Origin of the sequence: Marinicella meishanensis (assembly GCF_019931145.1) — a bacterium.
Lineage (GTDB): Bacteria > Pseudomonadota > Gammaproteobacteria > Xanthomonadales > Marinicellaceae > Marinicella > Marinicella meishanensis.
In genome coordinates this window covers 146,154-170,032 of sequence record NZ_JAIOUV010000001.1, presented here as the reverse complement: position 1 = coordinate 170,032, position 23,879 = coordinate 146,154, and the positions used below count along the sequence as shown (strand labels likewise).

Annotated in this window: 23 protein-coding genes; 13 read left to right on the top strand and 10 right to left on the bottom strand. The window is 50.9% G+C overall.

Annotated features, from left to right (window positions below; translation table 11 throughout):
* Positions 1-46: 46 nt before the first annotated feature.
* On the bottom strand, positions 47-2,959 hold the full coding sequence (locus K7G70_RS00730; protein ID WP_223786674.1) for a serine/threonine-protein kinase: 2,913 nt from the start codon (positions 2,957-2,959) through the stop codon (positions 47-49).
* A gap of 51 nt (positions 2,960-3,010) precedes the next feature.
* Between K7G70_RS00730 and K7G70_RS00725 the strand changes: the two genes are divergently transcribed.
* From K7G70_RS00725 to bioC, 3 genes are all read left to right on the top strand, one after another.
* Positions 3,011-3,577 carry an ECF-type sigma factor gene (locus tag K7G70_RS00725; protein ID WP_223786673.1) on the top strand — a complete coding sequence of 189 codons (567 nt, stop codon included), beginning with the start codon at positions 3,011-3,013 and terminating at the stop codon, positions 3,575-3,577.
* Positions 3,578-3,853: 276 nt separating this feature from the next.
* The gene (gene bioH / locus K7G70_RS00720; protein ID WP_223786672.1) at positions 3,854-4,618 is read left to right on the top strand and encodes a pimeloyl-ACP methyl ester esterase BioH; all 765 of its coding nucleotides are present in this window, start codon (positions 3,854-3,856) and stop codon (positions 4,616-4,618) included.
* Positions 4,615-5,430, top strand: a complete 816-nt coding sequence (bioC, locus tag K7G70_RS00715; RefSeq protein ID WP_223786671.1) for a malonyl-ACP O-methyltransferase BioC — start codon at positions 4,615-4,617, stop codon at positions 5,428-5,430. The genes bioH and bioC overlap by 4 nt, the downstream gene beginning before the upstream one ends.
* Here bioC and K7G70_RS00710 read toward each other — a convergent pair.
* Together K7G70_RS00710 and K7G70_RS00705 are read right to left on the bottom strand one after the other, a co-directional pair.
* Positions 5,427-6,311, bottom strand: coding sequence for an FkbM family methyltransferase (locus K7G70_RS00710; protein WP_223786670.1), 885 nt, complete (start codon positions 6,309-6,311; stop codon positions 5,427-5,429). The two genes, bioC and K7G70_RS00710, sit on opposite strands and share 4 nt — an antisense overlap.
* Positions 6,312-6,320: 9 nt before the next feature.
* Positions 6,321-6,845 (bottom strand): helix-turn-helix domain-containing protein, encoded by a 525-nt coding sequence (locus K7G70_RS00705; protein WP_223786669.1) that lies wholly within the window; start codon positions 6,843-6,845, stop codon positions 6,321-6,323.
* Positions 6,846-6,990: 145 nt separating this feature from the next.
* On the opposite strand from K7G70_RS00705, the gene K7G70_RS00700 reads away from it, so the two are divergent.
* Positions 6,991-7,794, top strand: coding sequence for a protein kinase family protein (locus tag K7G70_RS00700; protein WP_223786668.1), 804 nt, complete (start codon positions 6,991-6,993; stop codon positions 7,792-7,794).
* Here K7G70_RS00700 and K7G70_RS00695 read toward each other — a convergent pair whose 3' ends face one another.
* Positions 7,795-8,973 (bottom strand): acyltransferase family protein, encoded by a 1,179-nt coding sequence (locus tag K7G70_RS00695; RefSeq protein WP_223786667.1) that lies wholly within the window; start codon positions 8,971-8,973, stop codon positions 7,795-7,797. It lies immediately after the preceding gene.
* 113 nt (positions 8,974-9,086) lie between these two features.
* Between K7G70_RS00695 and K7G70_RS00690 the strand changes: the two genes are divergently transcribed.
* A complete protein-coding gene (locus tag K7G70_RS00690) occupies positions 9,087-9,938 on the top strand; it encodes a LytR/AlgR family response regulator transcription factor (RefSeq protein ID WP_223786666.1) in 852 nt (283 codons plus the stop codon).
* 25 nt (positions 9,939-9,963) lie between these two features.
* On the top strand, positions 9,964-10,302 hold the full coding sequence (locus tag K7G70_RS00685; protein ID WP_223786665.1) for a putative signal transducing protein: 339 nt from the start codon (positions 9,964-9,966) through the stop codon (positions 10,300-10,302).
* Positions 10,303-10,324: 22 nt separating this feature from the next.
* Here K7G70_RS00685 and K7G70_RS00680 read toward each other — a convergent pair whose 3' ends face one another.
* The gene (locus K7G70_RS00680) at positions 10,325-10,942 is read right to left on the bottom strand and encodes a hypothetical protein (protein ID WP_223786664.1); all 618 of its coding nucleotides are present in this window, start codon (positions 10,940-10,942) and stop codon (positions 10,325-10,327) included.
* A gap of 252 nt (positions 10,943-11,194) precedes the next feature.
* Here K7G70_RS00680 and K7G70_RS00675 point away from each other — a divergent pair, with 252 nt between their 5' ends.
* The gene (locus tag K7G70_RS00675; RefSeq protein ID WP_223786663.1) at positions 11,195-11,593 is read left to right on the top strand and encodes a S1 family serine peptidase; all 399 of its coding nucleotides are present in this window, start codon (positions 11,195-11,197) and stop codon (positions 11,591-11,593) included.
* Positions 11,594-11,984: 391 nt separating this feature from the next.
* The gene (locus K7G70_RS00670; protein ID WP_223786662.1) at positions 11,985-13,124 is read left to right on the top strand and encodes a trans-sulfuration enzyme family protein; all 1,140 of its coding nucleotides are present in this window, start codon (positions 11,985-11,987) and stop codon (positions 13,122-13,124) included.
* A gap of 20 nt (positions 13,125-13,144) precedes the next feature.
* Here K7G70_RS00670 and K7G70_RS00665 read toward each other — a convergent pair whose 3' ends face one another.
* Positions 13,145-13,345, bottom strand: coding sequence for a hypothetical protein (locus tag K7G70_RS00665; protein WP_223786661.1), 201 nt, complete (start codon positions 13,343-13,345; stop codon positions 13,145-13,147).
* A gap of 179 nt (positions 13,346-13,524) precedes the next feature.
* On the opposite strand from K7G70_RS00665, the gene K7G70_RS00660 reads away from it, so the two are divergent.
* The 4 genes from K7G70_RS00660 (at position 13,525) to K7G70_RS00645 (ending at position 16,612) form a co-directional block, all read left to right on the top strand.
* Positions 13,525-13,917 (top strand): BlaI/MecI/CopY family transcriptional regulator, encoded by a 393-nt coding sequence (locus tag K7G70_RS00660; RefSeq protein ID WP_223786660.1) that lies wholly within the window; start codon positions 13,525-13,527, stop codon positions 13,915-13,917.
* A complete protein-coding gene (locus tag K7G70_RS00655; protein ID WP_223786659.1) occupies positions 13,914-15,512 on the top strand; it encodes a M56 family metallopeptidase in 1,599 nt (532 codons plus the stop codon). The genes K7G70_RS00660 and K7G70_RS00655 overlap by 4 nt, the downstream gene beginning before the upstream one ends.
* A gap of 296 nt (positions 15,513-15,808) precedes the next feature.
* Complete coding sequence (locus K7G70_RS00650) at positions 15,809-16,162, top strand: hypothetical protein (protein WP_223786658.1); 354 nt, start codon at positions 15,809-15,811, stop codon at positions 16,160-16,162.
* A 33-nt stretch (positions 16,163-16,195) separates the two neighbouring features.
* Complete coding sequence (locus K7G70_RS00645; protein ID WP_223786657.1) at positions 16,196-16,612, top strand: hypothetical protein; 417 nt, start codon at positions 16,196-16,198, stop codon at positions 16,610-16,612.
* Between the two features lie 627 nt (positions 16,613-17,239).
* On the opposite strand, the gene K7G70_RS00640 is transcribed toward K7G70_RS00645, so the two are convergent.
* Positions 17,240-17,893 carry a hypothetical protein gene (locus K7G70_RS00640; RefSeq protein ID WP_223786656.1) on the bottom strand — a complete coding sequence of 218 codons (654 nt, stop codon included), beginning with the start codon at positions 17,891-17,893 and terminating at the stop codon, positions 17,240-17,242.
* Positions 17,871-18,329: a hypothetical protein gene (locus tag K7G70_RS00635; protein ID WP_223786655.1), complete on the bottom strand. Its 459-nt coding sequence runs from the start codon at positions 18,327-18,329 to the stop codon at positions 17,871-17,873. The genes K7G70_RS00640 and K7G70_RS00635 overlap by 23 nt, the downstream gene beginning before the upstream one ends.
* 398 nt (positions 18,330-18,727) lie before the next feature.
* Here K7G70_RS00635 and K7G70_RS00630 point away from each other — a divergent pair, with 398 nt between their 5' ends.
* Complete coding sequence (locus tag K7G70_RS00630; RefSeq protein ID WP_223786654.1) at positions 18,728-18,964, top strand: hypothetical protein; 237 nt, start codon at positions 18,728-18,730, stop codon at positions 18,962-18,964.
* 83 nt (positions 18,965-19,047) lie between these two features.
* On the opposite strand, the gene K7G70_RS00625 is transcribed toward K7G70_RS00630, so the two are convergent.
* Positions 19,048-22,944: a response regulator gene (locus K7G70_RS00625; RefSeq protein WP_223786653.1), complete on the bottom strand. Its 3,897-nt coding sequence runs from the start codon at positions 22,942-22,944 to the stop codon at positions 19,048-19,050.
* Between the two features lie 499 nt (positions 22,945-23,443).
* Entirely contained in the window at positions 23,444-23,728 is a 285-nt protein-coding gene (locus K7G70_RS00620) for a hypothetical protein (protein ID WP_223786652.1), read from the bottom strand.
* Positions 23,729-23,879: the final 151 nt, after the last annotated feature.

Below are 23,879 nucleotides of genomic sequence, written 5' to 3'. Positions count from 1 at the left end.
GGTCTCGGTTGATCAACCCTTGGATTTTAGCCGATGCCTGAAGGCCTCACAACCGCTGTGTGGGAGACACCGGTTGGTCCGACTCAGATTCAGGACAATCAGCGGCACTGACCGCAGGCAAGCGGGCTTGCAGCGCTTGATAGGTGGGGTGTTCGGCGCCCATTTCGGCCTTTAAAGGCCGCAACAGGCAGGCCGTTGCCCGTTGTTGCTCTGGCTGGGTGGCGGTCATGCTGTCGACAAACAATTGGGCGTAAACCACCCGTTGGTCGGTTTCAGGCAGCTGTGCCGAGCGGATGCGCAAGGCCTGTTGGGCCGCTTCAAGGGCCAGCTCAAGCTGGTCGTTGGCCAAGCCCCATTCGGCTTGCACCATCCAAGTCACCGCGGTCAACAAGTGGTCTTCACCCAACTGCTCGGTGCGCAGCTTGAGGGCGGTTTCCAGCCACCCTTTGGCCTCATCGAACTGCCCCAAAAACACCTGCATGCGGGCCATGTTGGTGATGGCATAGGCGATGCGCACATGACTCAGTTGGTGGGCGTTGTGTTGGGCCGTGTAGGATTGGGTGAACCAATCCAACGCTTGGGCATATTGCCCCTGGTCGTAAGCGGTCAGCCCCAGGTTGTGCATCATGGCGCCCAATTCAGGATGGCCCTCACCCAACATTTGGGTCTGGATGCGCAAGGCTTCACTGAACAAAGCCGCCGCCGCGGCCGATTCATTTTGCAGGCGTTTGACCAAACCCAGGTTGTTCAAGACCCGGGTGTATTTCACCGAATCTTTCAGGCCACTGGCCTCAAAGCCTTGCAACGCCAAGTCATAATGCGCCACAGCCGCCTTCAGATCGCCCAATTCATAGTGGGTGGCACCCAAGCGGTTGTGGGCGTCGGCGGTCAGGAAATGGTCGTTGCCCAAATGGGCTTGGCGCGATTGCACCACTTGCGAAAGTTTACTCAAAGCCGGTTCAAATTGACCCTGGGCATAATCCAACACACCCAAGGCCGACAGGCTTTTCAAGGTGCTGTGGTGATCGGGCCCCAGACGCGCCAAATTGCTGTTGTAGGCCCTTTGGTAGTGCACCGCCACCTGGGCAAAATCACCGGTGGACCAATACACGTTGCCCAACAGGTGATTGATGTCGGCTTGCAACTGCTGCAACTTGAACAGGCCGCTGTCTGGTTGTTGTTGGTTCAAGGTTTGTTCGGCTTGGGTCAAGGTGGCAATGGCGGCATCGCTGCGCCCCAGTTGGTACTGCAAGGTCCCGGTCAACAGCCCCAACTTCATCGCTGTGCTGACATCGATGTTGGCCTGGGGGTGCTGTTGATGGAATTGTTCAAGCAGGCCCAGGGCGGGACCCAAATCCCCTTTGCGCAACAGCAATTCGGCCTGGACCATGGCGGTGGCCAGGGCCTCATGCGGCTGTTTGTCGTAGGCCAAAGCCGCGGCCTGATCCAACAAGGATTCGGCTTGGGTGACGTCACTCATGTTCAGATAAACCAGCCCCAAGGTTTCATACAAGCGGGCTTTGGTGGCCGGTTCTTGGTTGAATTGTTGGTGCAGCTGTTGGGTGGAATAATCCAGCAGGTCCTTGACATTGACGATGTCCGATTGATTCAACAAGGGATCAGACACCTTGAACACATCGACCAAAAAGTTGGTCACGGCGCTGACCCGTTGTTGTTCTTGTTGGGTGGCCAGCAGGGCGGCACTGAGTTCTTCAGAGCGTTTGAACAACAAGCCGGTCAACAACAACAAGGACCCCAGAAACAGGATCGACACCACCACCCCGGCGGTGTGCCGCTGGGTGAATTTTTTGATGCGGTAACCAATCCGGTCTGGGCGGGCTTTGATGGGGTGGTGATTCAGGTAGCGCCCCAAATCATCGGCCAATTGTTGGGCCGAAGCATAACGCCGCTCGGGGTCTTTGTGGATGGCCTTGGCCAGGATGGCGTCCAATTCACCAGACAATTGTTTGCGCAACTGACCTTGTTGTTGGTTGATCACCGCTGAGGCCAAGATGTTTTGGCTGGCCAGGGGCGGTACTTTCTCGGTGATCTGCCGACTGGCCTCGGCCAGGTCATTGTTTTTGATTTGATAGGGCAATTGACCGCTCAACAAGTAATACAACAACAGGCCCAGCGAATACACGTCACTGGCGGTGGTGATGGTCTGGCCCCTGATTTGTTCGGGGCTGGCATAGGCCAGGGTCATCATGTAACCGGAGACCGTGACTTCTTCGCTGGCATCCAGGTCTTCCAGTTTGGCCAGGCCAAAATCCAACAGTTTGGCGGTGCCGCTGTGGTCCACCATGATGTTACTGGGTTTGATGTCGCGGTGGATGATCAGTGACTGGTGTAAGGTGGCCACCGCCTCACAAATTTGCACAAACAAGCGGATCCGTTGTTTCACGCTGAGCCGGGCTTGGTCACAATACTGGTCGATGTGTTGGCCATCGATGTACTCGACCACCAAATACGGGATGTTGTCGGCTGACACACCGCCTTCGTACAAGCGTTCAATGTGGGGGTGGTTGAGGCTCAACAGCATCCGCAGTTCGTTGTTGAAACTGTTCAACACCATGCTGGAGTAACGGCCGGATGGGGCCATTTTCAGGGCCACCAAATGCTCAAAATCTTCTTCGGCTTTGCGCGCCAAATAGACATCGCCCAGCCCCCCAGCGCCCAACGGCCGAATGATCTCATAACCACCAATTTGCTGGGGGATGGCCGGTTCGTCACTCAAATCCAAGCCAGCCACCGGCTCATCCAGCACCGAAGAGGCGGTGCGATGTGAGTCCAACAAGGCTTTGAGGGAGTCGGTTAAGTCAGGGTGCCGGGCACTGATCTCGGCCAACTTTTGATCTTGTTGGTCGGCAGCGGCGTTGATGATTTGATCAAACAAGTCCCATTGCAGGTCCCAATCGGGATCGGCCGAATCTGTGCGGTTGTTCTCGTTCTCGCTCATTGTCATTGATTATCGCATAATTTTTATCTCGGGCTGCGTTACAATAAAACCATGGACTCGCTTGACCAGACCCGATCCCAAGTCACTGCTTTGCTGATTCGCGATGACATCAGTGATGCGGACAAACAAAATCAGTTGTTGAACCTGATATATGTGGAGCTGCGCCGCATGGCCCAGGCCAAAATGCACGCCGAGCGGGCCAACCACACCTTGACCCCCACGGCTTTGGTGCATGAAGCCTACCTGAGACTGGTCAATCAACCCAACCTGAACTGGAATTCGAAACGGCATTTTTTTGCCGCCGTGGCCGAATCCATGCGCCGCATCCTGATTGAATCAGCGCGGGCCAAAGCCAGCCTCAAACGCGGTGCCAATGCCCCCCACACCGGCGACATCAACGTCGCCTTGGAAGATGGTTTCGAAGGCGAGGTGCTGGCCTTGGATCGGGCCTTGTCGCAACTGGAAGAAAAAGACTCCATGATGGCGGATGTCGTCAAGTTGCGGTATTTTTCCGGTTTGAATGTGGAGCAGACGGCGATGGCTTTGAACACCTCTGCCCGCACCGTCAATCGCCTGTGGACCGCAGCTCGGGCGTGGCTGATCAGTCAAATGCAGTAACCTCAACTTCATCGGCTGCTGACAATTCGGGCACCCTGCGGTGACTGGGTGTGATTGCTGACTGCCCATTCCCCAACAGGCTGGCACCCGGTGCCGCCGCCACAGCGATGCCCTGAACTGATTTGATTGGCCGGTTCTACTTTGCCATGCGCAAAAACCCAGGCAATCGCGCCAAATTTTTTTCTGTTGTGCATACACCGCACCGCTGCCAGGGCTGTGGTGGCTTGGGTTTTTGGCTATAATGTGCGCTTTTTCGACGGCGCAGAATCAACAAACATGAAAATCGTTGCCAGCAAAGGCCAAGGGCCGGTCCTGAATGTGCTGCATGGCTGGGGCATGAATGCCCATTTGTTTGATGATTGGTCAGCCGACCTGTCAAGGCATTTTCAAGTGAACCTGATTGATCTGCCGGGTCATGGTTTGAACCACCAGGAACGGCTGTCTGTGGACCTGGCCGAACTGGCCGCAGAGGCTGCTGAGTTACCCACGGGCACTTGGTTGGGTTGGTCGATGGGTGGTTTGTTGGCACTGAACCTGGCCTTGCGGCATCCGGCCTGCGTCGAACGATTGATCATGTTGTGTGCCACCCCGTGCTTTGTGCGCCGTGATCATTGGCCTCACGGCACCGAGCAGGCGGTGCTGCAACAATTTGCCGCCCAGCTGCAACTGGATGTGAAAAAAACCATACAACGCTTTCTGGCACTGGAAGTCATGGGTGTGGATGACGAGCGCGGCCAACTCAGGGTGCTGCAACAAAAAGTATTCGAACGGCCCCTGCCCAGCACCCAGGCATTGTCTGCCGGCTTGGCCTTGTTGCAACAGGCCGATTTGACTGAGGCATTGAAAAACCTGCAGCCACCCTCATTATGGATCAGTGGTCGGCGCGATCGTTTGGTGTTGCCAGCGGCCATGGCCCAGGCGGCAGAAATGTGTGGCGGCCAGCACCAGTTGATGCGAGGTTCCGGGCATGCCCCGTTCATCAGACAAGCCGAGGAATTGACTGCCCTGGTCACCAACCAAATCTTAGACCCCAAGCCATGAGTTTAGAGCACCCATTGATTCAAGCGGCTTTTGATGCCGCCGCGAAACAATACGAACAACACGCGGTGTTGCAAAAAGAGTCCTTGTCGCGTTTGTTGGAGCGCCTGGATGATGACCATCAATTGCAGCCGGGCCAAATATTGGACTTGGGTTGCGGCACCGGTTGGGCGGTGCCTGAATTGTTAGAACGTTACCCGCAAGCGCAAATCATCGCCGCTGATTTTGCCCCTTCCATGATTGCCCAGGTTCCGGCCGGGCCACAGGTTGAGGGTCGGGTCACCGACGCCCATGCAATCGACGTGCACGCGCAAAGTTGTGACCTGGTATTTTCCAATCTGATGCTGCAATGGTGTGATGAAACCACCGTCTTGCAAGAAATCAAGCGGGCCCTGAAACCCGGTGGCTTCTTGCATTTGACCACCATGGGCGAACACACCTTGCATGAATTGAAAACCGCTTGGGCTCAGATCGATGACCAACCGCACGTCAATCAATTCGTGCCAGCGGCCCAAATCGCGGATTTGACCCTGCAACAAGGCTTCACCGAGGTGATCGCCGATTCCGAATTCATTACCATGACCTATGCCAATGTGGTGGACCTGATGCGGGACCTGAAAAACATCGGTGCGCACAACGTTGACCACCAAAGACCGCGAGGTTTGACCTCACCCAAAGTGATCAAGCAATTGACTGAACACTTCGCTGAATTTCGCACCGCCGATGGGCTTTATCCGGCGACCTATGAACTGGTTTACCTCAGGGCCCGCAAACCCGGCGAAGACAAAGGTTTGCCCGTCAAGATCAAGTCTTAACCAATCGCTGGTATGGCCTGCTTGTACTTTTTGGCTTTGGCTTGGTAAGCGATCGGTTGTCTGAGCTGCGCCAACAAGCTTTGACTGGTTTGCGCCGTGATGTGGTAATCACGTTGTTGCAGCATGGCCAGCAGGTCCAGGGTCCAGCTTTCGGCTTGGTGGTTGATGATGAAACCATGGGGCAGCAGGTGGTGCGGCGCATCCAACAAATACGGCACCAGCACCCGATCCTCGGTGCCATTGCTGTGACATTTGATCACATCCACCCGCGACAGGTTTTGGCTTTTGACCAGACTCAGCAAGGGTTCGACAGCAACCGGTATGTGTGATTCAGCTGATGGCGTGGACAACAAGCTTGCCAGGCTCAAGTCGGCTGGGTGCAGGAACAGCTGGCCTGGGCCGGACTCATCTGAAACCGCTGCCGCCACGGTTTCAATCCGTGGTTTTTCCTGCAGCCCCTCCCGGGTCGCTGCCAGATTGAATTGCATGCGCTCAAAGGCAGCTGGGTGAGGCTCAATGGCCATCACCGTGCCCAACCGATTCAACACCGTTGCCGCCAGCGCGGCATGGATGCCGACATGGGCTCCGATGTCAATAAACACCCCCTCTGCAGGTAAGGCGTTCAGCAACCATTGGCGTTCTTGTTGATGCCAGCCGGCCGGGAAAAAAACCACGCTGCGCTCGGCTTGACTGTCGTGTAAGTGACAACGCAATCGCATCTCGCCCAAGGTCAGATCCAATGCCGTGTCGGTTTGTCGCAGCACCCGACTGCGCAAGCAAGCCGCGGTGATTTTGCCCAGCCAATTGGCGGGCAAGCGTTGGCACCAATCAACCTGGCGCGAGATGGCGGCGGACGGTTGATGGGTGCCAAAGGGTTTCATTCGTTGGGTTCAGAGCTTGCGCCCCAATTTTTTCTCAATTTGTTTCTTTTCCCATTGGGTGCCAAATGAGCCAAAGAACTCAAACGCCACCAGGCCATGGATCACCAAACCGGCGAACCAGCCCAGCACCAGCCAGGGAATTTTGGGGTGATCAAACTTGCCGGTGATGAAAAACGCCAGCATGAACACGGCGAACATGAATAAATGGCCGTAAAATTCTTTGATGCCTTTGACGTGGTTGATGGCCGCTTCTTCTTCGGCGGTGACTTGGGCGCCCGCACCATTGTGGTCGGTGTTCGGATCGGTTTCGGCATCGATGATGCGTTGGGGATGGTCGTTCATGGAAGAATCTCCTGTGTTGGGTTGAAAAGTGTTGATGTCCACTTCAAAAACAGCGGCCAAGGCTTTGGCAGACTCCAAACTGGGTTGTCCACCGCGCTCAATGCGCTGAATGGTTCTGACCGACAAGTCAGTCAGTTCAGCCACCTGCTCTTGTGACCAACCCCGTTGTAATCTGAGTTTGCGTAAAATCATGGGTGCTCCGATGTTTTTCAAGTTCGGCCATTGTCCCAGGCCCAACCGCTTTGCAACACGACAACCCCCCGTCATGTCGGGTTGTTGTCAGGTCATTATAATCCTTTGTTTTCATCCTGTGTTCATTCTCAGTACAATATCGCCCATGAAGCAAACGGACTGGAATGAAATCATCAAACCACTGGGCATCGATGCCGCCACTTGGCAACAAGCCATGGAAGCCACCGACCGGGTGGTGCAATTGACCACGACGGCGGGGACTTACTGGCTGAAGAAAGCCGCCCCGGCGCGCGGGATATTTCGCTACCATGCCTTGAACTTGTTCAGTTGGTTGCTGCGTTTACCGTTGCTCAAAGCGGTGCCACAACCCGGCGGTCAGGCGGCGATTGCCAATGAAGTCAAGCGCCTCCAAACTTTGATGGCAGCCGGCGTCCCGGTGGCGCCCCTGGTGGCCCATGCCGATGATTGGTTGTTGATCAAAGACGTCGGCACCTCGATCATTCGAGCCATGAAAAACCCCCGCACCGAACAGCCACGACGTCAGGCCTTGTTCCAGGCTTGTCTGCAGGCCATCAAAGCCGTGCACCAACAAGGCCAATACCTGTCTCAAGCCTTTATTCGCAACCTGTTGTTACAGGACGCCGAGTCCTTGTCGGTGGCCTTCATTGATTTTGAAGACGATCCCTTGACAGTGATGTCGGTGGCCGAAGCCCAAGCCCGTGATGTGTTGTTGCTGGTCAACTCCACAGCCCGTTTTTTTGTCAACGACACGGCCTTCTTCCAGTCCGCCATCGAACAGTTCATGCAAGGTCACGATGCGGCGATGATCGATGCCTTGCGCACCACAGCCAATCGCATGCAATGGATCAGCCGGGTGCCGTTTCAGGGACTGTTGGGCCATGATTACCAAAAGTTGAAAGTGGGCATCCTGGCATTGAAAGACCTGTGATCAGGGTTTGGGTGCTTGACCGATTTTCAAGCCAAACAACAAGCGCAACACCGCCGAACGGCGAATGATTTCATAAGCCAGCGCACAGCCGCCAAAAGTCAGCCCAATCACCAGCAACGGTTGGGAGACCGGACCGAAGTCCCGCAAGGCATAGGCGGCCACGATGATCAGGGTCTGGTGCAAAATGTAATAGGGATACACCGCTTGATTCAAATACCGCAGCCACGGGTGGTTGCGGTTGCAGTGGTGGTGGGCCAGGCCCAATATGGCAAAAATCCAGGCCCAGCGGTTGGCAAACACCAGCAACCGTTCCAACAAAAACCAGACACCGTTGGGGGCCTCATGTCCGGCCAGATAATGCCGGTGGTAGTAACTGATCAGCCCCGCATAAGCGACCACCGCGAGGAGCAAGAAGTGATGGCGGTGGCGGCTGACTTGTTGCCAAAAACGCGGTTCCCAGCCCAGCAAAAAGCCCCAACACAGAAAACTGAAACCCAAGGCTTTGCGGGTACCCTCGGCATCGTCAGGAAACATCAGCCATTGCAACAGCGACATGAGCAGTACCAAAGCGGCAAACAAGGGCCAAATCGACCAGCGGCGAAACGGTGCACACAACCAGGGCATCAATTTAAGCGCATGGCAAATGCCAGACAACAACAGCAGATACATGGAGAAAAACCACAGCTCACGGATGTACCACAGGTGGTTGACATCGACATGGGGAAAGATGCCCGATGGGTAATTGACAAAGTAGGGGTGTGACAAATCCAGAAAAGCCTGATAAAAATCGCCGTAACTGATGGCTGGTAAATCGCCTTTGCTGAGCATCTCAATGTACAGCTGTGGGGGTACCACCACCCAGATACCAAACAACAAAGGTACCCACAAACGCAGGGTGCGCAGGCCAATGAATCGCGCCACCGTGGTGCGGCTGAGGAAGAAGCGGATGGCGATGCCTGAAATCAAAAACAACAACGGCAAACGCCATTGATTGACCAGAATCATCACGCTTTGCAGCCACGAGGATTGGTGAGGTGATTTATAATGGTAGCCCCAATCAGCCACATACAGCATGCCCACATGGTAAAAAATCAACAAGGCAAACACCGCCACCCGCAACCAGTCCAAATCATGCCTTCTGCCCGGTTGGTCGTGCCCAGTTAAATCATAGTTGCTCATGTTGTGGTGTCTCCTTCTGTGGTTCTGATAAACCGCCAGCTTAGCGGGCCAAGTCTCCTGCATCCAGCGACTTGGGACGAACGTCCTTGGCTCAGGGACCAATGGCGCCAGGCATGAGCCAACCGCCAGTTACAAGCCAACCTCAAGCTGCGGGCCAACCGATGTTCAACACCCGCGCATGGTGGCAGTTTTGGTTGGTGGTGTGGGCGCTGGGGGTGATGTTCGCGATCAACAACAGCCTCACCGTGACGGCCGATTTAAGCCGCAACGGGGTGCCATTCAAGGCATGGCAGCCGTATGCCTGGGAATTTTCCAGCCTGTTCAGTTTTTGGTTGTTGTACTTTGGGGTGTTTGCCTGGCACCGCCGTTGGCCCTTGCTGCACCGCAATTGGCCACGCCATGTGCTGTGGCATTTGTTGGCCTCAGTGGTGTTTTCCATCGGCCATGTGGTGTTGATGGTGCTGATGCGTCATGGGATTTATTGGGCCCTTGGGGACAGCTATGATTTTGGCCAGTGGGGCCTTGAGTTGTGGTACGAATACCGCAAAGACGTCGTCACCTATTTTGTCTTTGTGCTGATTCTGGCCACCTATGGCCATTATTTGGCCCAACAAAACAACGGCAAACTGACCGAGACCGAGCAGCGGATCCAGGTGAAAAACAAACACGGGGTGTTTTGGCTGGAACACGACGACATCATCACCGTTGAATCCGGTGGCAACTATGTCTACTTTCAAACCCCTGATCGGGTGTTGTCCAATCGCGGCACCATGGCGCAAGTGGCCCAATCCCTCGACCCCAAGCGTTTTTTGCGGGTGCACCGATCATTCATCGTCAATTTGTCCCATGTGCAGAAACTGCATAAGAATGCCAAAGAGTCAACTGAGTTGTGTTTAAAAAATGGTCAGGTGGTGCCGGTGTCGAAAAAGTACCGCGCCGATTTGTTGGCGGCCTTGTCCCTTTAGGATGAAATTTTGCTAAAATAAAAGCATGAAAAAAGTCTTTGTCGATGAAATGATCACCTGGGTGGTGCAAGCCCGAAATGTGTTGGAAGAGGCCAACATTCCTTGTTTCCTCAAAAATGAATTCTCCGGCAACCTGGCCGGTGAGGTGCCGTTCACCGAAACCTGGCCTGAACTGTGGATCCACCGCGATCGCGATGAGGCCGAAGCCAAAGCCTTGTTGCAACCCTTGCGAGCAAGCCGCTTGGCACAAACGGATGACGACCTGTCACATCCGGCTTGGGATTGTCCCCAATGCGGGGAGCAGAACGAAGGTCAATTTGCCTTGTGTTGGTCCTGTGGCACCATCCATGAAGCCACCGCCTGAAGCAACCGTAAAAATCCGCGCTTCACATCATACTCATCATCAAAAACCCACAAAATGCCGCATTGCTGCGTTGTAAGGTGGGATCGACGTGTTGTTTCATGGCCAGAATCTGGGCCCGGTATTCGGCATAAAATGACCAGCTGGGCTGCGGTTTGTAAACCAGATCAGGCAATTCAAAATGGGCGATCACACCTTTGGCGGTGGTGGGTTTGACAAACACCTCATCATCGGGTTTGACATAATTCGGCAGGATGGTCATTAAGGACCACTTGGCCAGTTTTTGCTGGCGCAACAAGTCCAACATGGCATCAAACCCCTGCTGCTGGTTGCCATGGAGTTGTTCATACAGGGCTTCGCTCAAACGATCGACATCGCCACCGGGAAGGGACTTGGCCCAATCCCTGAATTTGGGCTTTTCAAACATCGACACCATGGAAGAACGGCTGACTTGTTTGATCATGTTGTCCACGATGATGTGGGGTTTGTTGAATTCGAGTTCAGCAAATGCGCTTTGACATTGTTCAATGCGCTGTGACATTTGGTGCTTTTTGCCGATTTTTGCCATCTCAGGGTCGTCAAACCCCAATGGATACAGTTGCAAAAATTGCGCTTCAGCGTCTTTCAGTTTGTCTAAATTCATGGAAAATCTCTCGGCTTCGTCATCCTCGGGCTTGACCCGGGGATCCATTTTTTAATTTACAATTAATTTGCTCAATGAACTTAAGTCATAGATACTTCGTTAATGGACCTTGAATCTATCACAAAACTTGATGAACTGGAGAGAAAAGGATATCTGTAGCAATTAAGAAACTTGGCCAGATACCCTACATGTCATGTTTTTTGGAGTACTGGTGTTCGACAGATAGGATCTCAAATTATTGCCAGTGGAACCATGACATTCAATAAAATCAATAACCAAATCATAGTTATCACCAATGACCATGTGTATGTAGGGCATTTAACGAGTAAAAGACTGTTCATTGATACAGAGTGTCAGATTGGAGGAGCTACCATTGATTTAGAGGATTGTTTAATATCCAGACAAAAAGAATCAGATTTGGCCACATTCAGAATTTCTGAAATCACCCTCAACCAAGCAGGCGCCACATATCCAGCCACAACACAGTGGCCTCCCAATAGATTAAAGAAAGGTGATCGATTTATTTGTGGCGGATATCCAGGATTAGGAAGGAATGAGGAAACCTCTCCAATAAAATCGGATTTTGTTTCGTTTTTTTGTGGCGTAACTGAGATCAAAGAAGACGTTTCAATGATTCAATTTGATATGTAAAATTCCTCTTGGCCACAGGGTATTTCATTGGATGAGGCATACAGTTATTTACTTGAATCTATGCAAGTAGATCTGGTTTCTATCAAAGATAAATCATTACTTGGAGGCAAGAGTAGTGGACCTGTCTTTCGATTTGTTGATACTCCAATTTTTAGGCTTGAAGCAGTGGGATTTATTTTTCAGTCATATTACTCTGAAATTTTACTTGCTACTTAGTCAAATCACATAAACAAAATGGATATGTGGTTGTAAGGACGCCAAATATCCAAAATTATATGGATCCCCGGGTCAAGCCCGAGGATGATGAAGAAAAGTTTGATTGGATGGTTTCACCCTTCTGTTTATAGATGTGGTCCATTACAATAATTGAATTTTCATAAAAGCCCATCCCATGACTGAAAAAGCCCATTTTGAAACCCTGGCCATCCAGGCCACCGAACCCAAAGACGATGGCACCGGGGCGGTGGCCAATGCCATCCACCCGTCCACCACCTTTCGGCGGGAGGCCGATGGCAGTTTTGCCAGTGGCTTCATTTATTCCCGCAAACACAATCCCAACCGCCAATTGTTGGAATCGGCCATGGCCCAAATCGAAGGTGGCAGTCGGGCTTTTGCGTTTGCTTCGGGCATGGCCGCGATCAACACCGTGCTGCAATCATTGCAATCAGGTGATCATGTGATTGTGCCGGATGACGCCTATTATGAATTGCGCCGCACCATGGGCGAGTTGTTCATCAATTGGGGCTTGTCGCATGACCAAGTGGACATGACCGACCTGGCTGCGGTCAAAGCGGCACTGCGACCGAACACCCGCTTGGTGTGGATTGAATCACCTTCCAATCCCTTGTTAAAAGTCACTGACATCCAAGCCGTGGCCGATTTGGCACATGGCCACGATGCGCTGTGTGTGGTGGACAACACCTGGTGCACACCGCTGTTGCAACGGCCGCTTGAATTGGGCGCCGATGCGGTGATGTATTCGACCACCAAATATTTTGGTGGGCATTCAGACTCGCTCAGTGGGGCGCTGGTGGTGGGGGCCAACACGCCGGAAGATTTCGTGGCCCGTTTGGCCAACATCCAAAATTTGAGTGGGGCGGTGCCTTCTGCGTTTGACAGCTGGCTGATCACCCGTGGCATCAAAACTTTGAAACTGCGGCTTGAACAACAGGTCCGCAACGCCCAACAACTGGCCACTTTTTTGGCCGCCCACCCAGCCGTTAAACAAGTGCACTTTCCTGATTTACCCAGCCATCCACAGCATGCATTGGCGCAACGCCAAATGCCAGCCGGTTGCGGTGCCATGTTGTCGGTCCAACTGGGACAAGGGCAGACCGAGGCGCTGGCTTTGATCAGCCGCATGCATTGTTTCACCCCAGCCACTTCACTGGGCGGGGTGGAAAGCCTGGTCGAGCATCGGCGCTCGGTTGAAGGCCCGGCCAGCACCACACCAGCAGATTTGATCCGCATATCTGTGGGCATTGAACACATCGATGATTTGATCGCCGACTGGCAACAAGCGCTGGGCTGAGCCAGCGCCCTTGATTGGGGTTACTGCTGCAGTTCGTTGATCTTGTGCCGCTCTTGTTGAATCAGTTTCATGATCTTGTGGCACAAGCCCATTTTTTCTTCGCCTTGAAAGGAAGCCCTGACCCATTCCCGCTGTAAATAGCGGATGCGCTTTTTGATGGTCTTGGCCTGTTGGTTGGCTTGGTTGCGTGATTTCAGTTGCTCGATGTATGGATTAGACATGGTTATTCCCCTTGGATTCTCAACACCCTGATATTGTCCGATTGTTATCGATGAATGGCTGCTGTGTTTATCGGTGGTGCCTGTAAGAAAATCTCGATGGGCGTGAAAAAAAGTGAATTTTTGCTTGCATGTGGGCTCTAAGTGCTACATTATTAGCATAGTGCTACAAATTTAACACCATGAAATCAACCGAAATATACCACCAACTCAGTCGCCGTGAACGGCAGATCATGGACATCATCTTTGCCCACCAACAGGCTTCGGCCCAGGACGTGATGACAAACTTGCCCAACCCCCCCAGCTATTCCGCCGTGCGGGCCATGCTCAGCCGCTTGGTCAACAAAGGCTGCCTGAGCTTCCACCAACAAGGGGCCAAATACATTTACGAGGCCACGGTGGACACCGACGAAGCGCAGCAAAGTGCCTTGAAAAACATCACCAAGACGTTCTTCAATGACTCTCCGGCGGCGGCGGTTTGTGCCTTGTTGGGCATGGAAAAAGCGGGCCTGAATGAGCAGGAGTTGCAACAAATCATGGATCAATTGGCCGCGGCCAAAAAGCGGGGTGAATGATGGACAGTTTGGCATTTTTACTCAATCCCTGGTGGCAGCTGTTGTTGAAAATGATCCTGTTGTGTGGTCTGTTGCGGTGGCTCAGTGGCCTGCGTCTGACCGCCGGCTCCCAAGCCTGGGTGTGGCGCATCGGTTTTTTGGTGCTGTTGTTGCTGCCCTGGTTGCATCAATCATTGGCCTTGTTACCCATTCCCCTGTGGTCCGCTGAATTGACTTTGGTCGGCACGGTGGATCAGCCAACCGCCTCAAGCGCGATGCGGGTGGTAGCCGCGGCCAATGAGGCCTGGTCCGCAGGGTGGCTGCTTGGCTTCATTTGGGCCGCAGTGGCCGGTTTATTGTTGCTGCAACTGGGTCGCCAGTTGCGGCATTGGCAGCGGCTCACCCAGTCAGCCCGCGAGGTCGATGACGCGGTCACTTTGGCCCTGGTCAATGGCTGTATGCAACAACTGACTTTGTCACGGCAGCCCCGCATCAAAACTCATCCTGAGTTGCACAGTCCTTGCACCTGGGGGCTCTTGCGACCGGTGATCCTGATCCCTGAATCCATGCGCCAACAAGACGCTTTGCGGGTGGTGTTGTTACACGAAATGGCCCACATCAAACGCGGCGATTGGGGCTGGTTGATGACCGCCCAAGTGGTCACGGCTTGTTGTTGGTTCAATCCCTTGATGTGGTGGATCAAAGCCCGCATGATCAACAGTTTTGAAACCGCCTGCGATGACCTGGTGTTGCAACAAAACATCAAACCCAGTGTGTATGCGGAGACCCTGATGGGTTTTCATCCGCAAACCGCCGCTTCTCTGACCCTGGTGACGGCCATGATGGCACAACCCAGTGTGCTGTATCAACGCCTTCACCTCATTCTCAACCCCCAACTCAGGAGTCAATCCATGCCCCAGAAAACACACCATTTGTTATTGGCCTCGGCCACCGTGGCCACCGCTTTGATGGCGGTTTCGCAATTCACCACCGCCCATGAAGTTCCGGCCACCCCAGCGGCCATTCATGAACTCAGCCCCAGCGAGCCGCTGGTTACGCAGCTTCATCCCGAGCCGGCGACCCCACCCACCAGGCCCCACCTGGTAACCGAGCCGGTGTTGCACCCAACCGCGCCACCGCGGCCTGAAGTGGCCCGTTTCCCAGCCACAGATGGTCGTTTACCAACGCCGCCCAAGCCCCATGTGGATGCGTACGTGGCAGGGGTCACAGCGGCCGTGCCGCCGGCTTTACCCGTGTTGCATGCCAACGCCGCCCACCGATCGGCGCCAGTGATGGCCGGTCAAGTGGCGGAAAAAATCAACAGCCAGGCCAGGATGTTGCGGATCGAAGCCGAGAAGCACCGTCAATCGCAACAGGCCAAAGCCGCGGAATTGAGGCAGCATCAACACCTGAGTAAAGCGGCTTTGAAACGACAGTTGGCCGACTTGGAACGCCAAAAACAACGCCTGATTGCGGAGCAAAAACGCCGCGAAGCCGAGTTGTTGGCTTTGGTTCAGCGGGAACAGCAGCAGTCTCACGCTGAGCTGCAGCGGTTGCAGCACGCCCAAGAAAAACTGCAAAGGGAAGCCAAAGAAGCCGCTAATGATCAAAGGTGATGATCCATTGAATGACGGATTCACAGGGCCTGGTGACAGGCCCTTTTTTGTGGCAAACAACACCGCCGGTGGCGTGGCTGTGGTTTAGAATGGATGCCTCACACCGATAAGAGGTTTTTTGGAGCATAGATACACCGCCATTTTGGCTGAAATTTGGCTGCTTTTTTCGCCATTTGCGAGAGGAGAAATTGTATGATCAAATCACCTTGCTGGCACTGGCCAATTTGTTGCTGGTCTGTCCTGTGCTCATCGTGTCTTTGTTGGTGTCTGCGGCCTTGTTTCTGATGTCTTATTAATTGGCTTTTGAAGTGCTGCACAGTGTCTCCAGTGGTCAGCTGACTTATGGTGATGGCCGGGTTGATGAAATTGATGACACCATCGGTTTCAAAGCGATTGCCATGGGTGTGGTGCAAATCGCCCTCTATTTGTTTGTGTTCAGAACCGATCCGCCGCTGGGTCTGGCGTTGCTGATATTGACCACCGTGGTGACCCCGGCATACTTGATGTTGTTGTGCATAACCCAAAGTCTGGTGGCCGCCTTTAACCCGCTTAACTTGTCCTCTGTGATGGGTCGAATTGGTTTTGAATACCTGGTTTTGCTGTTGTTTTTCCTGCTGTGCGGGGCGCTGAATTTGTTGCTGCGATATTAACTGAGCCAATGGCTGCCAAGGGTGCTGGGTGTCGTGATCGTTGCCTGGGTGTTGTATTTTCTGTTGGTGCTCACTTTTTTGGTGATTGGTTATGTGATGTATCGCCATGCCGATGAACTCGGGCATGACACGGTGGACACCGAAACCGTGGCCGACCAAACCTCCCACCCAGAGGATCCGATCAAGGACCGGGTGATTGAATTGATTGCGGCCAACCAGGCAAAAGAGGCCATCGACATCATTGAGGAAATGCAGGCTGAAGAGGGGCGGCACGACCTGGACCCATATTGGGCCCAAGCCCAATCCATGGTGGTGAGTCAGGGGCGGCAACGACCGGCTGATCAGTTGCAAGCATTGGTGGCAGAAGGGCGGTTTAAGGCCGCCATGGACATGTATGACTCTTATGTGGATGACGGACATTCATTGAAACCCCAAAGGCCAATACCCTGACTTGGATGATTGAACAAGCGTTCAGTAAAAATCAATTCAAAGCGGTGCTTAAATTGTGCCGGGATTTTGACAATAAATACCCACTGGAGCATGAGCAAATCGTCAGCAATATGTTCTTGGTGGCCAAAATACATTGTCAAAACAAACGCATTGACCAGGGCCTGTTAACACCAAATGAAAGACCACTGTTCAGGCTGCAAAGGTCACAATCAAGGCGCGAATCGCGTGGTTTGGTCATTCCAATCGAGCGGTGAGCAACGCAGGGTGTGACCTTTGCAGCCTGAACCCATGGGGCTGGGTCTTATTTTCCACCCCTCAGCGTTATTCAGTCGCTCATGTGGAGTGACCACACTTCACGACTGATGCCTTGATGGCTGAAAAATACGATCCAGCAGTCGCCTTGCAGTTAGTGTTAACAGGCCCTAGGCCAAGGCATTGTTGCAATCAACAATCGATCGTTACCAGGCAACCGCCAACACCCAAGCCCTTGGCTCCTACCTGAAAGGCATCGACATGATGGGGTGATTGGCTGATAAGGAAAACCAGCCACAATGATCTGTTATAAAAACCAAATATGGGGTGTTGAGGCAATCCAAAACACCCCTTTACAGACAGATTCAGTTGCTGTCAGCAGTTGCTGTTATATTCCATAACCAATCCTGTGAGAACCATTTGAGCGTGATGAATGGCGCCATCATCATTGCTGGTCCTTCGCAAATGCATGTAAGCGGCAAACACTTGATTGATGGCAGATTCCAAGTTATTGCATTCACTTGCGCTGTAGTTTTTTAATAACTCCAATTGTGAATCTAGATCCACAGCATATTGCTCAATGAATTGATCAAATATGGGATCACTGAAAAACAAAGCTTCCAAAGCATCGTCGCTCAAGTTCTTGTTGATGAATTCAGGGTCATTATTTGCGCCCATGATTAAACTGCGATTTTCACCAATGATCAGTTGACCTTGGTCTGTGGAAACAATGATTTCTAGACTGGCGGTCTTTTTGGCATGGGTATTGTGATTGATCACATAAATCACACCAAAAGACTCATTGAGCTTTTTGGAATGGTGAACTTGATGAATCCGGGAAACAGCGTTGTTTTGGAAGTGTTTGGTGTCAGTTTGGTTGTCTTTAGCCTGGGTCAGGAATGACAGCATGACCAATGAGACGATGAATATTTTTTTCATGTTTATTCTCTTTAATGTGTTGAATCTAGAGGGTTGAGACATGGTCCCAACCCATTGATGAATGAGATCAGCAATTCTGAGAATGCTCATGCATTAAAAATCCCACTTCAATTCGATGAGTCTCGGCAGCATCATCGTTACCCATGCGCTTGGCCACAAAATATTGTTGCATGTGAAAACTGATGGAATTTGCTAACAGGGTGCACTCGCTGTCGCTGTAGCCTTTGTTAAACACACCTGCATCATCCAAAGCGTTGTTCATACTTTCCAAAGGCATGTTGTTGAAAAACTGAGCAATCAGGCCAGATTTGGAGACATTTGATTTTTCATCACCATACAGACTGTGACTGAAAAAATGCTCGATGCCATCATTGGTGATCAGTTGTCCGTCTTTGGTGGTGATGACCATTTCAGAGTATTGCTGTGATTTTTTGTCTGTCACAAAAATGACATTGACAAACTCACCTGTTTCTTGGTTGATAAAATTGTAATGTAGCTTGAGTTTTGTGCCGGTATCAAAAATCATCATTTCTTGGCGGCTGTCTGGCTGTTGTTGTTCTTGGTATGCAATGGGGTAATCTTCGATTGTTGAAGCGAAGACATTGAAGCTCAAAATGAGCCATAAAGTGCTGATTCGTAATTTCATGGTGTATCTCCTTAAATGTAATTAAAAAAAGTGTGTTCTTGGCACACCCAGTCATTATGAGAGTGGGTCTTTGTGAATGTTTTTGATTTAAGGACGGTGTTTTTAATCAACGGGTCAAAGCCGCTCAATAAGGGCTGCGATCCATTCAAGAGGCGGTGTTGTCCGCATACCTCAAATCATGGTCCGAAATTTGAAAACAAATGTTTTTAGACCTTTCCATAATGAGAGCAGCCCAACAATGGGTGACTTTAAGAATTAACAAACCAAGGAGAAAAAACATGATAAAGAAAGCATTATTAGTATGTGTATTGACCTGTGCAGCATTGATGGTTGGACTGGGCACGAAAGCCCAGGCTGGCACCTATCAATCTTGTGCTCATGAATTCGACATCTATGAAATATCAATCATTGAACATGATTGGGCCAGCAACAATTTACCGGCTCCCCAGGTCAGACCATATTGGCAGGAAATGGTTGTTTCCAGAAGGGCCTTTGAGTTGTGCATGATGTTGTGATTTGAATGGCAGGTAAGTCATTGATCAATCAAAGCCATTGATCAATGACCTTGATGTGGGGATTGTTGTTTTCAAATGATTTCCTACCCAATCAAGGATTGTTTGTATTGTTTGGGAGTTTGATTAAACTGGGCTTTGAAACAATATGAAAAGTAAGAAAGGGAATTGAAACCACATTCGTCAGAGACTTGGCTGACTTGGAGGCCATCTGCCAACAAGTTTTTGGCTTTGGTGAGGCGATATCCCCGCAAATAATCCATGGGGTTTTGGTCAATCAAAGCTTTGAGCTTTCGTTGTAATTGACGGTCACTGACTGACATTTGTGATGCCATTTTGCTTCTATTTAATAACGGATCACTGAAATTTTCTTCGATGATGGTGTTGAGCTTGTCGACAAACTCTTGATCTTTTTTGGGTAGTTTTATGCGGTTGGCCTGTCCTTGATCGAGCAAAATAGAGGCCTTTTTCTTGAGGATGTTTCTGATTGATATGATGTTTTCAATCCTGATCAACAGTTCGTCTCGATCAAAGGGTTTGGTCATGTAACTGTCGATGTTTTCTTGCCAGCCTTTGATGCGGTTGGATTTGTCATTCAATGCTGTCAACAACAACAATGGAATGTGTGAGGTTTTTTCATCTGACCTGATGGCTCGACAGACTCCAAAGCCGTCCATGAGAGGCATCATGACATCACAAACCACCATATCAGGAATGAATTCAGTGGCTTGGTTAATGCCTACTTGGCCATTTTCAGCCTCAAGGCAATGGTATTGCTCTTGCAAAATTCCAACGATGAAGCGCCTCATGTCGTGGTTGTCCTCAATGACCAGGATGGTGTCTTTACCAGAAACCAAAGGGTCGTTATTTGGATCAGTCACTGTGGCCATTTCAGGGTCTATGGCATCTTTGGTCAGTTGGGAAAGTAATGAGCCAGTGGCATAAGGTTGGGCCGCCAGTTCATGCTCGTCGCTCAATGGAAATTGGATGCAAAATTCTGCACCATGTCCCAAATCACTGTTGATGAGAATTTGTCCGTGGTTGATCTTGACCATTTCATCCACCACTGCCAAACCGATGCCGACCCCATCAACTTGTGCGTGTTGATCCAATCGATTGAACATTTTAAATACTTCAGACTGTTGTTCTCTTGATAAGCCAGGTCCTTGGTCTTTAACCCGCAGTAAGAATTGATTGTTTTCAATGAGGGCAGATACTTTAATGGTGCTGTGGGTAGGTGAGTATTTGATGGCGTTGGAAACCAAATTGCCTAATATCGCATCCAGACATTGATCAGTCACTGTAATCAAAGCATCTTCATTATTTTCTAAAATCAACGAGATGTGTTTATTTTCAGCCACATGTTGAAATGATTCGATGATCGACATGACCGCTTCGGCTGTTTTTTGTTGGTGGAACTGAACCTTGTCGAAGGAAGAAACTTTGGCAATCTGCAATAGCTGTTCAACCAATGAAAGCAATCGGTTGGCATTTTTGTTGATGAGCTTTAAGCTGCTGAGAGAAGATCGGCTGGCGGATTTGTTGATCAATTCATTGATGGGGCCGAGGATCAGCGTTAATGGCGTTCTGAATTCATGAGAAATGTGAGAGAACAATTCGTTTTTTTTGGCCAACAGGGATTCCACCATCACTTTTTGAGTGTTTAATTCTCGAGTTTTTTCATCAACTTCTGTTTGCAGTAATTGGGCCAGTTTGGCATTGGCGCTGATTTTGCGGTGGACCAACCATCCCAAAACAGAAAAGAACAACACCACGTAAGTTGTTTTGGCCCACCAAGTCAGCCAGGGTGCAGGGTGAATCTTGAGTTTGATTGATTTCACCGGTCCAAAAGTGGCTTGGTTGGGCAGTTGGCTTTTGACTTCAAACCAATATTCCCCGGGATCGATGTTGGTGTAGCTGACCTGTCTGTTGTAGGCATCGGCCTCATACCATTTTGGATCGAACCCCACCAGCCTGTGGGCGTAAGTAATTTTTTTGGACTGGTTGTAATCAAACGCATTGAATTCAAATCCAAAAACCGACTCCTGGTGCCCCAAATTCAATACCTGCAATTCATTGATTGGCTGGTTGAGGGTGAAGTTGTGAACCTGGTTACCGGGCTGAACAGTCGATGAGAAAAGCTTGAAAGCAGTCAGGGCAACTGGCAGGGGTTGTTGCTTTGTCATGACTTGCTCTGGAACAAAATGGTTCAAGCCTTTGCGACCACCAAATATCAGTGAACCATCGAGGTGTCGGTGTGATGAAGACAGCAAGAAAAAGTTACTTTGCAGGCCATCTGGCTCTTGAAACAGAACATGGCTGTGGTTCTTTGGATTAAGCTGAATCAGCCCACGACTGGTGCCCAACCACATTTCATCGCCTTTGACTTCTTGACTGTATATGGTCACCATGTCATTTTGATCGTCAGTGAACTTGTGGTGCTGCAGCAGTTCACCTTGCCTGCTGAAGTGCATCAGACCATGGTTGTTGACCGCCACAAAAAGACCGTCCAGATGGGTTAATACTGAAGTGACATCCAGATTCGGTAGTTGATCATTGATCACCTTCAATGGCTTTAATGTGGTCGGCTGATCCATGACATATAGGCCATTTGAGGTGTTAAAAATCCACTCGTTTTGGTAACGCGTGTGGTTGTAAAACTTAACCCCGTCTAACCATGCTTTGCCCAGTTTTATGCGATGAGAAGTTGCTTGTACTTGATCAAATAGATACAACCCATCACGGGTACCAAACAAGGTTTTGGAAGTGGAGTATGGGGCAGCAAAATAGGTGTTTATGGGCGGTAAAGCACCTGGCAAGCGATTGATTTTGAGGGTTTGGCTGTCCAGCAAATTAACCCCTTTGGCGGTCAGCACCCACCAATTTCTGGCATCCATCGGTGTGATGCCATAAACAAAATCAAAGACCAATGTGTCCGGATCATCCGGTTGATGGTTGATCAATGTGCAGTCACCGGTTTGCCAATTGCTTTTGATGATGCCTCGTTCAGTGCCCAGCCAGAGTGCTGACTGGTCGGCATGTATGCCCATCACCACATCACTTAGGGCGCAATTTAATGGCTTGGAAAATCGATCCATCAGACCAAATTTTTGCGCTGGAAGGTGGCTGTGACTCACCCCATTATTGAAGGTGCCTAACCAGAGGTTGTTGTGTTGATCAATAAACGAGCTGAGCACATGCGGATCACTGATGGCGTTCCTGTTATGAGGGTCATGTTTGAACTGGGTCAAGTGTTTGGTTTGTGGGTCTAATCGAAACAATCCCTGATGCAATGTGCCGATGTAAGCCATGCCTATTTGGTCAGCCACCAGGGTCAGTGATTTGTGAGTAAGTACGGCGCTTATTGAGCTTGAATTTTTTTGCCTGTCATGCAGCATCCAAGTGCCGTTATCTGCTGCCAGCATAAGTTGCCCAGTATTGAGTAACAGCAAGTCATTGACAGGGCCTTGCCAAGTGTCTGGTAAGACGCTTTTGAGCATGGCAGTTGGTTCTTCTAAAATAAACAATCCCGCACTGCTGCCCACGAACCATTGATGATTGATGGACTTGATCCAGCGCAGCGCACCATGTTCTTTGGTGTGGGCTGTTTTAAGGATGCGTTGTTCCTTCAAATCCACCCATACCAAGGCGTGTTCGCTGAGCAGTATCAACTGGTCATGGTCTTTGAAACCGATGTCTGTCCAGCGAGTCTCTCCCACCACTTCTTGGCTGTTGAAACGGGGTATGAATTGTCCAGAGTGCTGTTGGTAGACGTGCTCACTGTCGGTGATGAACCACAAATTTTGATCCCAATCTGAGCGCATTTTTAAAACACCCAAATTAGGTTTGTCAGGATCTAAAGGCTGTTTTCTGGCCAGGTGACCATCGTAGTAATACAAACCGTCAAAAGCCGAACCCAGCCAAATCATACCGGTTTGATCTTGGGCGATGGTGCGCACCACCTGTATGTTGTTTTCTGCCAAGTCGGTGGTTAAGTGATGAAAGCGTGTACTGGATTTGGCCGCGCAAACTGAAAGCAAACCGAACAACAAGAGCAGCACTCGTTGTGGGTTTGATCGATGGACAAGTCGGGGTGATAAAAGCTGAATCAATTCACTTGCTTAACCAAATAGGGATGACTTGCCGGATGTTTTGTTTTGCAAGCAAACCAAAACAAAAGCATGGCGATGAGTCATTTAATGGTTTTCTCCATATCATTAGATTTAGGTGGATCAATTCACCAAACAATCCTTCGAGCTGGATGGTGAATCAAATGGAATATACCACAATTGGTCACCACAGAACAGCAGCGTGCGGGCAGTAGAGAAAATTTGGCTCGGAATCGGACATCACCAAGGATGCTCATCCTTGATCATGATATGAGGATCAATTGAGGCATTTCCTCAGCTGAAATCGAGTGATGAGCAGCCACGCCGTTAAGGGGTGGCTGCGTCATTGGCTCATTTTGGTTTTAGGCCGCGATCAATCGTTGTCTGGCGGTACTGGTTGGACAATTACCACGCAGTCTTCGGCGGTGTGGGTGGGGGCCAATTGTCCTGATTGGCCTTGCTTGTGCAAGGGTTGACCCGAATTGGGCGGCTCAGGGCAGTTGGTCACGATGGCGGGTGGCTGGATCATGGTGTATTCAACGCCATTGTGTAGGCATCTGCCATCCGGCCGCAAGTCTTGTTCTCCATCTCTGATTGGGAAACCCAATGAAACTGTGGTACACAACAGCAAGCCACTGGTTAAGATCAATGTTTTCATGATTTTTCTCCTTGTTAGGTTGTCACTTCAGTCATCCAAGCCGCCACTGAATCCATGAACAGTTGGCGTCAATTTGTGTTTATTCGTGACTGACAGTTGCCTATGTTAATGCAGTGCTGAGGTCCATGTGAACAAAAAAAGGACTCAGATT

What these genes read in the sequence shown, in the direction of transcription:
- K7G70_RS00730 (WP_223786674.1), bottom strand. Translation starts at nt 2,959, where the DNA reads ATGAGCGAGAACGAGAACAACCGCACAGATTCGGCCGATCCCGATTGG.
- K7G70_RS00725 (WP_223786673.1), top strand. Translation starts at nt 3,011, where the DNA reads ATGGACTCGCTTGACCAGACCCGATCCCAAGTCACTGCTTTGCTGATT.
- bioH (WP_223786672.1), top strand. Translation starts at nt 3,854, where the DNA reads ATGAAAATCGTTGCCAGCAAAGGCCAAGGGCCGGTCCTGAATGTGCTG.
- bioC (WP_223786671.1), top strand. Translation starts at nt 4,615, where the DNA reads ATGAGTTTAGAGCACCCATTGATTCAAGCGGCTTTTGATGCCGCCGCG.
- K7G70_RS00710 (WP_223786670.1), bottom strand. Translation starts at nt 6,311, where the DNA reads ATGAAACCCTTTGGCACCCATCAACCGTCCGCCGCCATCTCGCGCCAG.
- K7G70_RS00705 (WP_223786669.1), bottom strand. Translation starts at nt 6,845, where the DNA reads ATGATTTTACGCAAACTCAGATTACAACGGGGTTGGTCACAAGAGCAG.
- K7G70_RS00700 (WP_223786668.1), top strand. Translation starts at nt 6,991, where the DNA reads ATGAAGCAAACGGACTGGAATGAAATCATCAAACCACTGGGCATCGAT.
- K7G70_RS00695 (WP_223786667.1), bottom strand. Translation starts at nt 8,973, where the DNA reads ATGAGCAACTATGATTTAACTGGGCACGACCAACCGGGCAGAAGGCAT.
- K7G70_RS00690 (WP_223786666.1), top strand. Translation starts at nt 9,087, where the DNA reads ATGAGCCAACCGCCAGTTACAAGCCAACCTCAAGCTGCGGGCCAACCG.
- K7G70_RS00685 (WP_223786665.1), top strand. Translation starts at nt 9,964, where the DNA reads ATGAAAAAAGTCTTTGTCGATGAAATGATCACCTGGGTGGTGCAAGCC.
- K7G70_RS00680 (WP_223786664.1), bottom strand. Translation starts at nt 10,942, where the DNA reads ATGAATTTAGACAAACTGAAAGACGCTGAAGCGCAATTTTTGCAACTG.
- K7G70_RS00675 (WP_223786663.1), top strand. Translation starts at nt 11,195, where the DNA reads ATGACATTCAATAAAATCAATAACCAAATCATAGTTATCACCAATGAC.
- K7G70_RS00670 (WP_223786662.1), top strand. Translation starts at nt 11,985, where the DNA reads ATGACTGAAAAAGCCCATTTTGAAACCCTGGCCATCCAGGCCACCGAA.
- K7G70_RS00665 (WP_223786661.1), bottom strand. Translation starts at nt 13,345, where the DNA reads ATGTCTAATCCATACATCGAGCAACTGAAATCACGCAACCAAGCCAAC.
- K7G70_RS00660 (WP_223786660.1), top strand. Translation starts at nt 13,525, where the DNA reads ATGAAATCAACCGAAATATACCACCAACTCAGTCGCCGTGAACGGCAG.
- K7G70_RS00655 (WP_223786659.1), top strand. Translation starts at nt 13,914, where the DNA reads ATGATGGACAGTTTGGCATTTTTACTCAATCCCTGGTGGCAGCTGTTG.
- K7G70_RS00640 (WP_223786656.1), bottom strand. Translation starts at nt 17,893, where the DNA reads ATGAGCATTCTCAGAATTGCTGATCTCATTCATCAATGGGTTGGGACC.
- K7G70_RS00635 (WP_223786655.1), bottom strand. Translation starts at nt 18,329, where the DNA reads ATGATTTTTGATACCGGCACAAAACTCAAGCTACATTACAATTTTATC.
- K7G70_RS00630 (WP_223786654.1), top strand. Translation starts at nt 18,728, where the DNA reads ATGATAAAGAAAGCATTATTAGTATGTGTATTGACCTGTGCAGCATTG.
- K7G70_RS00620 (WP_223786652.1), bottom strand. Translation starts at nt 23,728, where the DNA reads ATGAAAACATTGATCTTAACCAGTGGCTTGCTGTTGTGTACCACAGTT.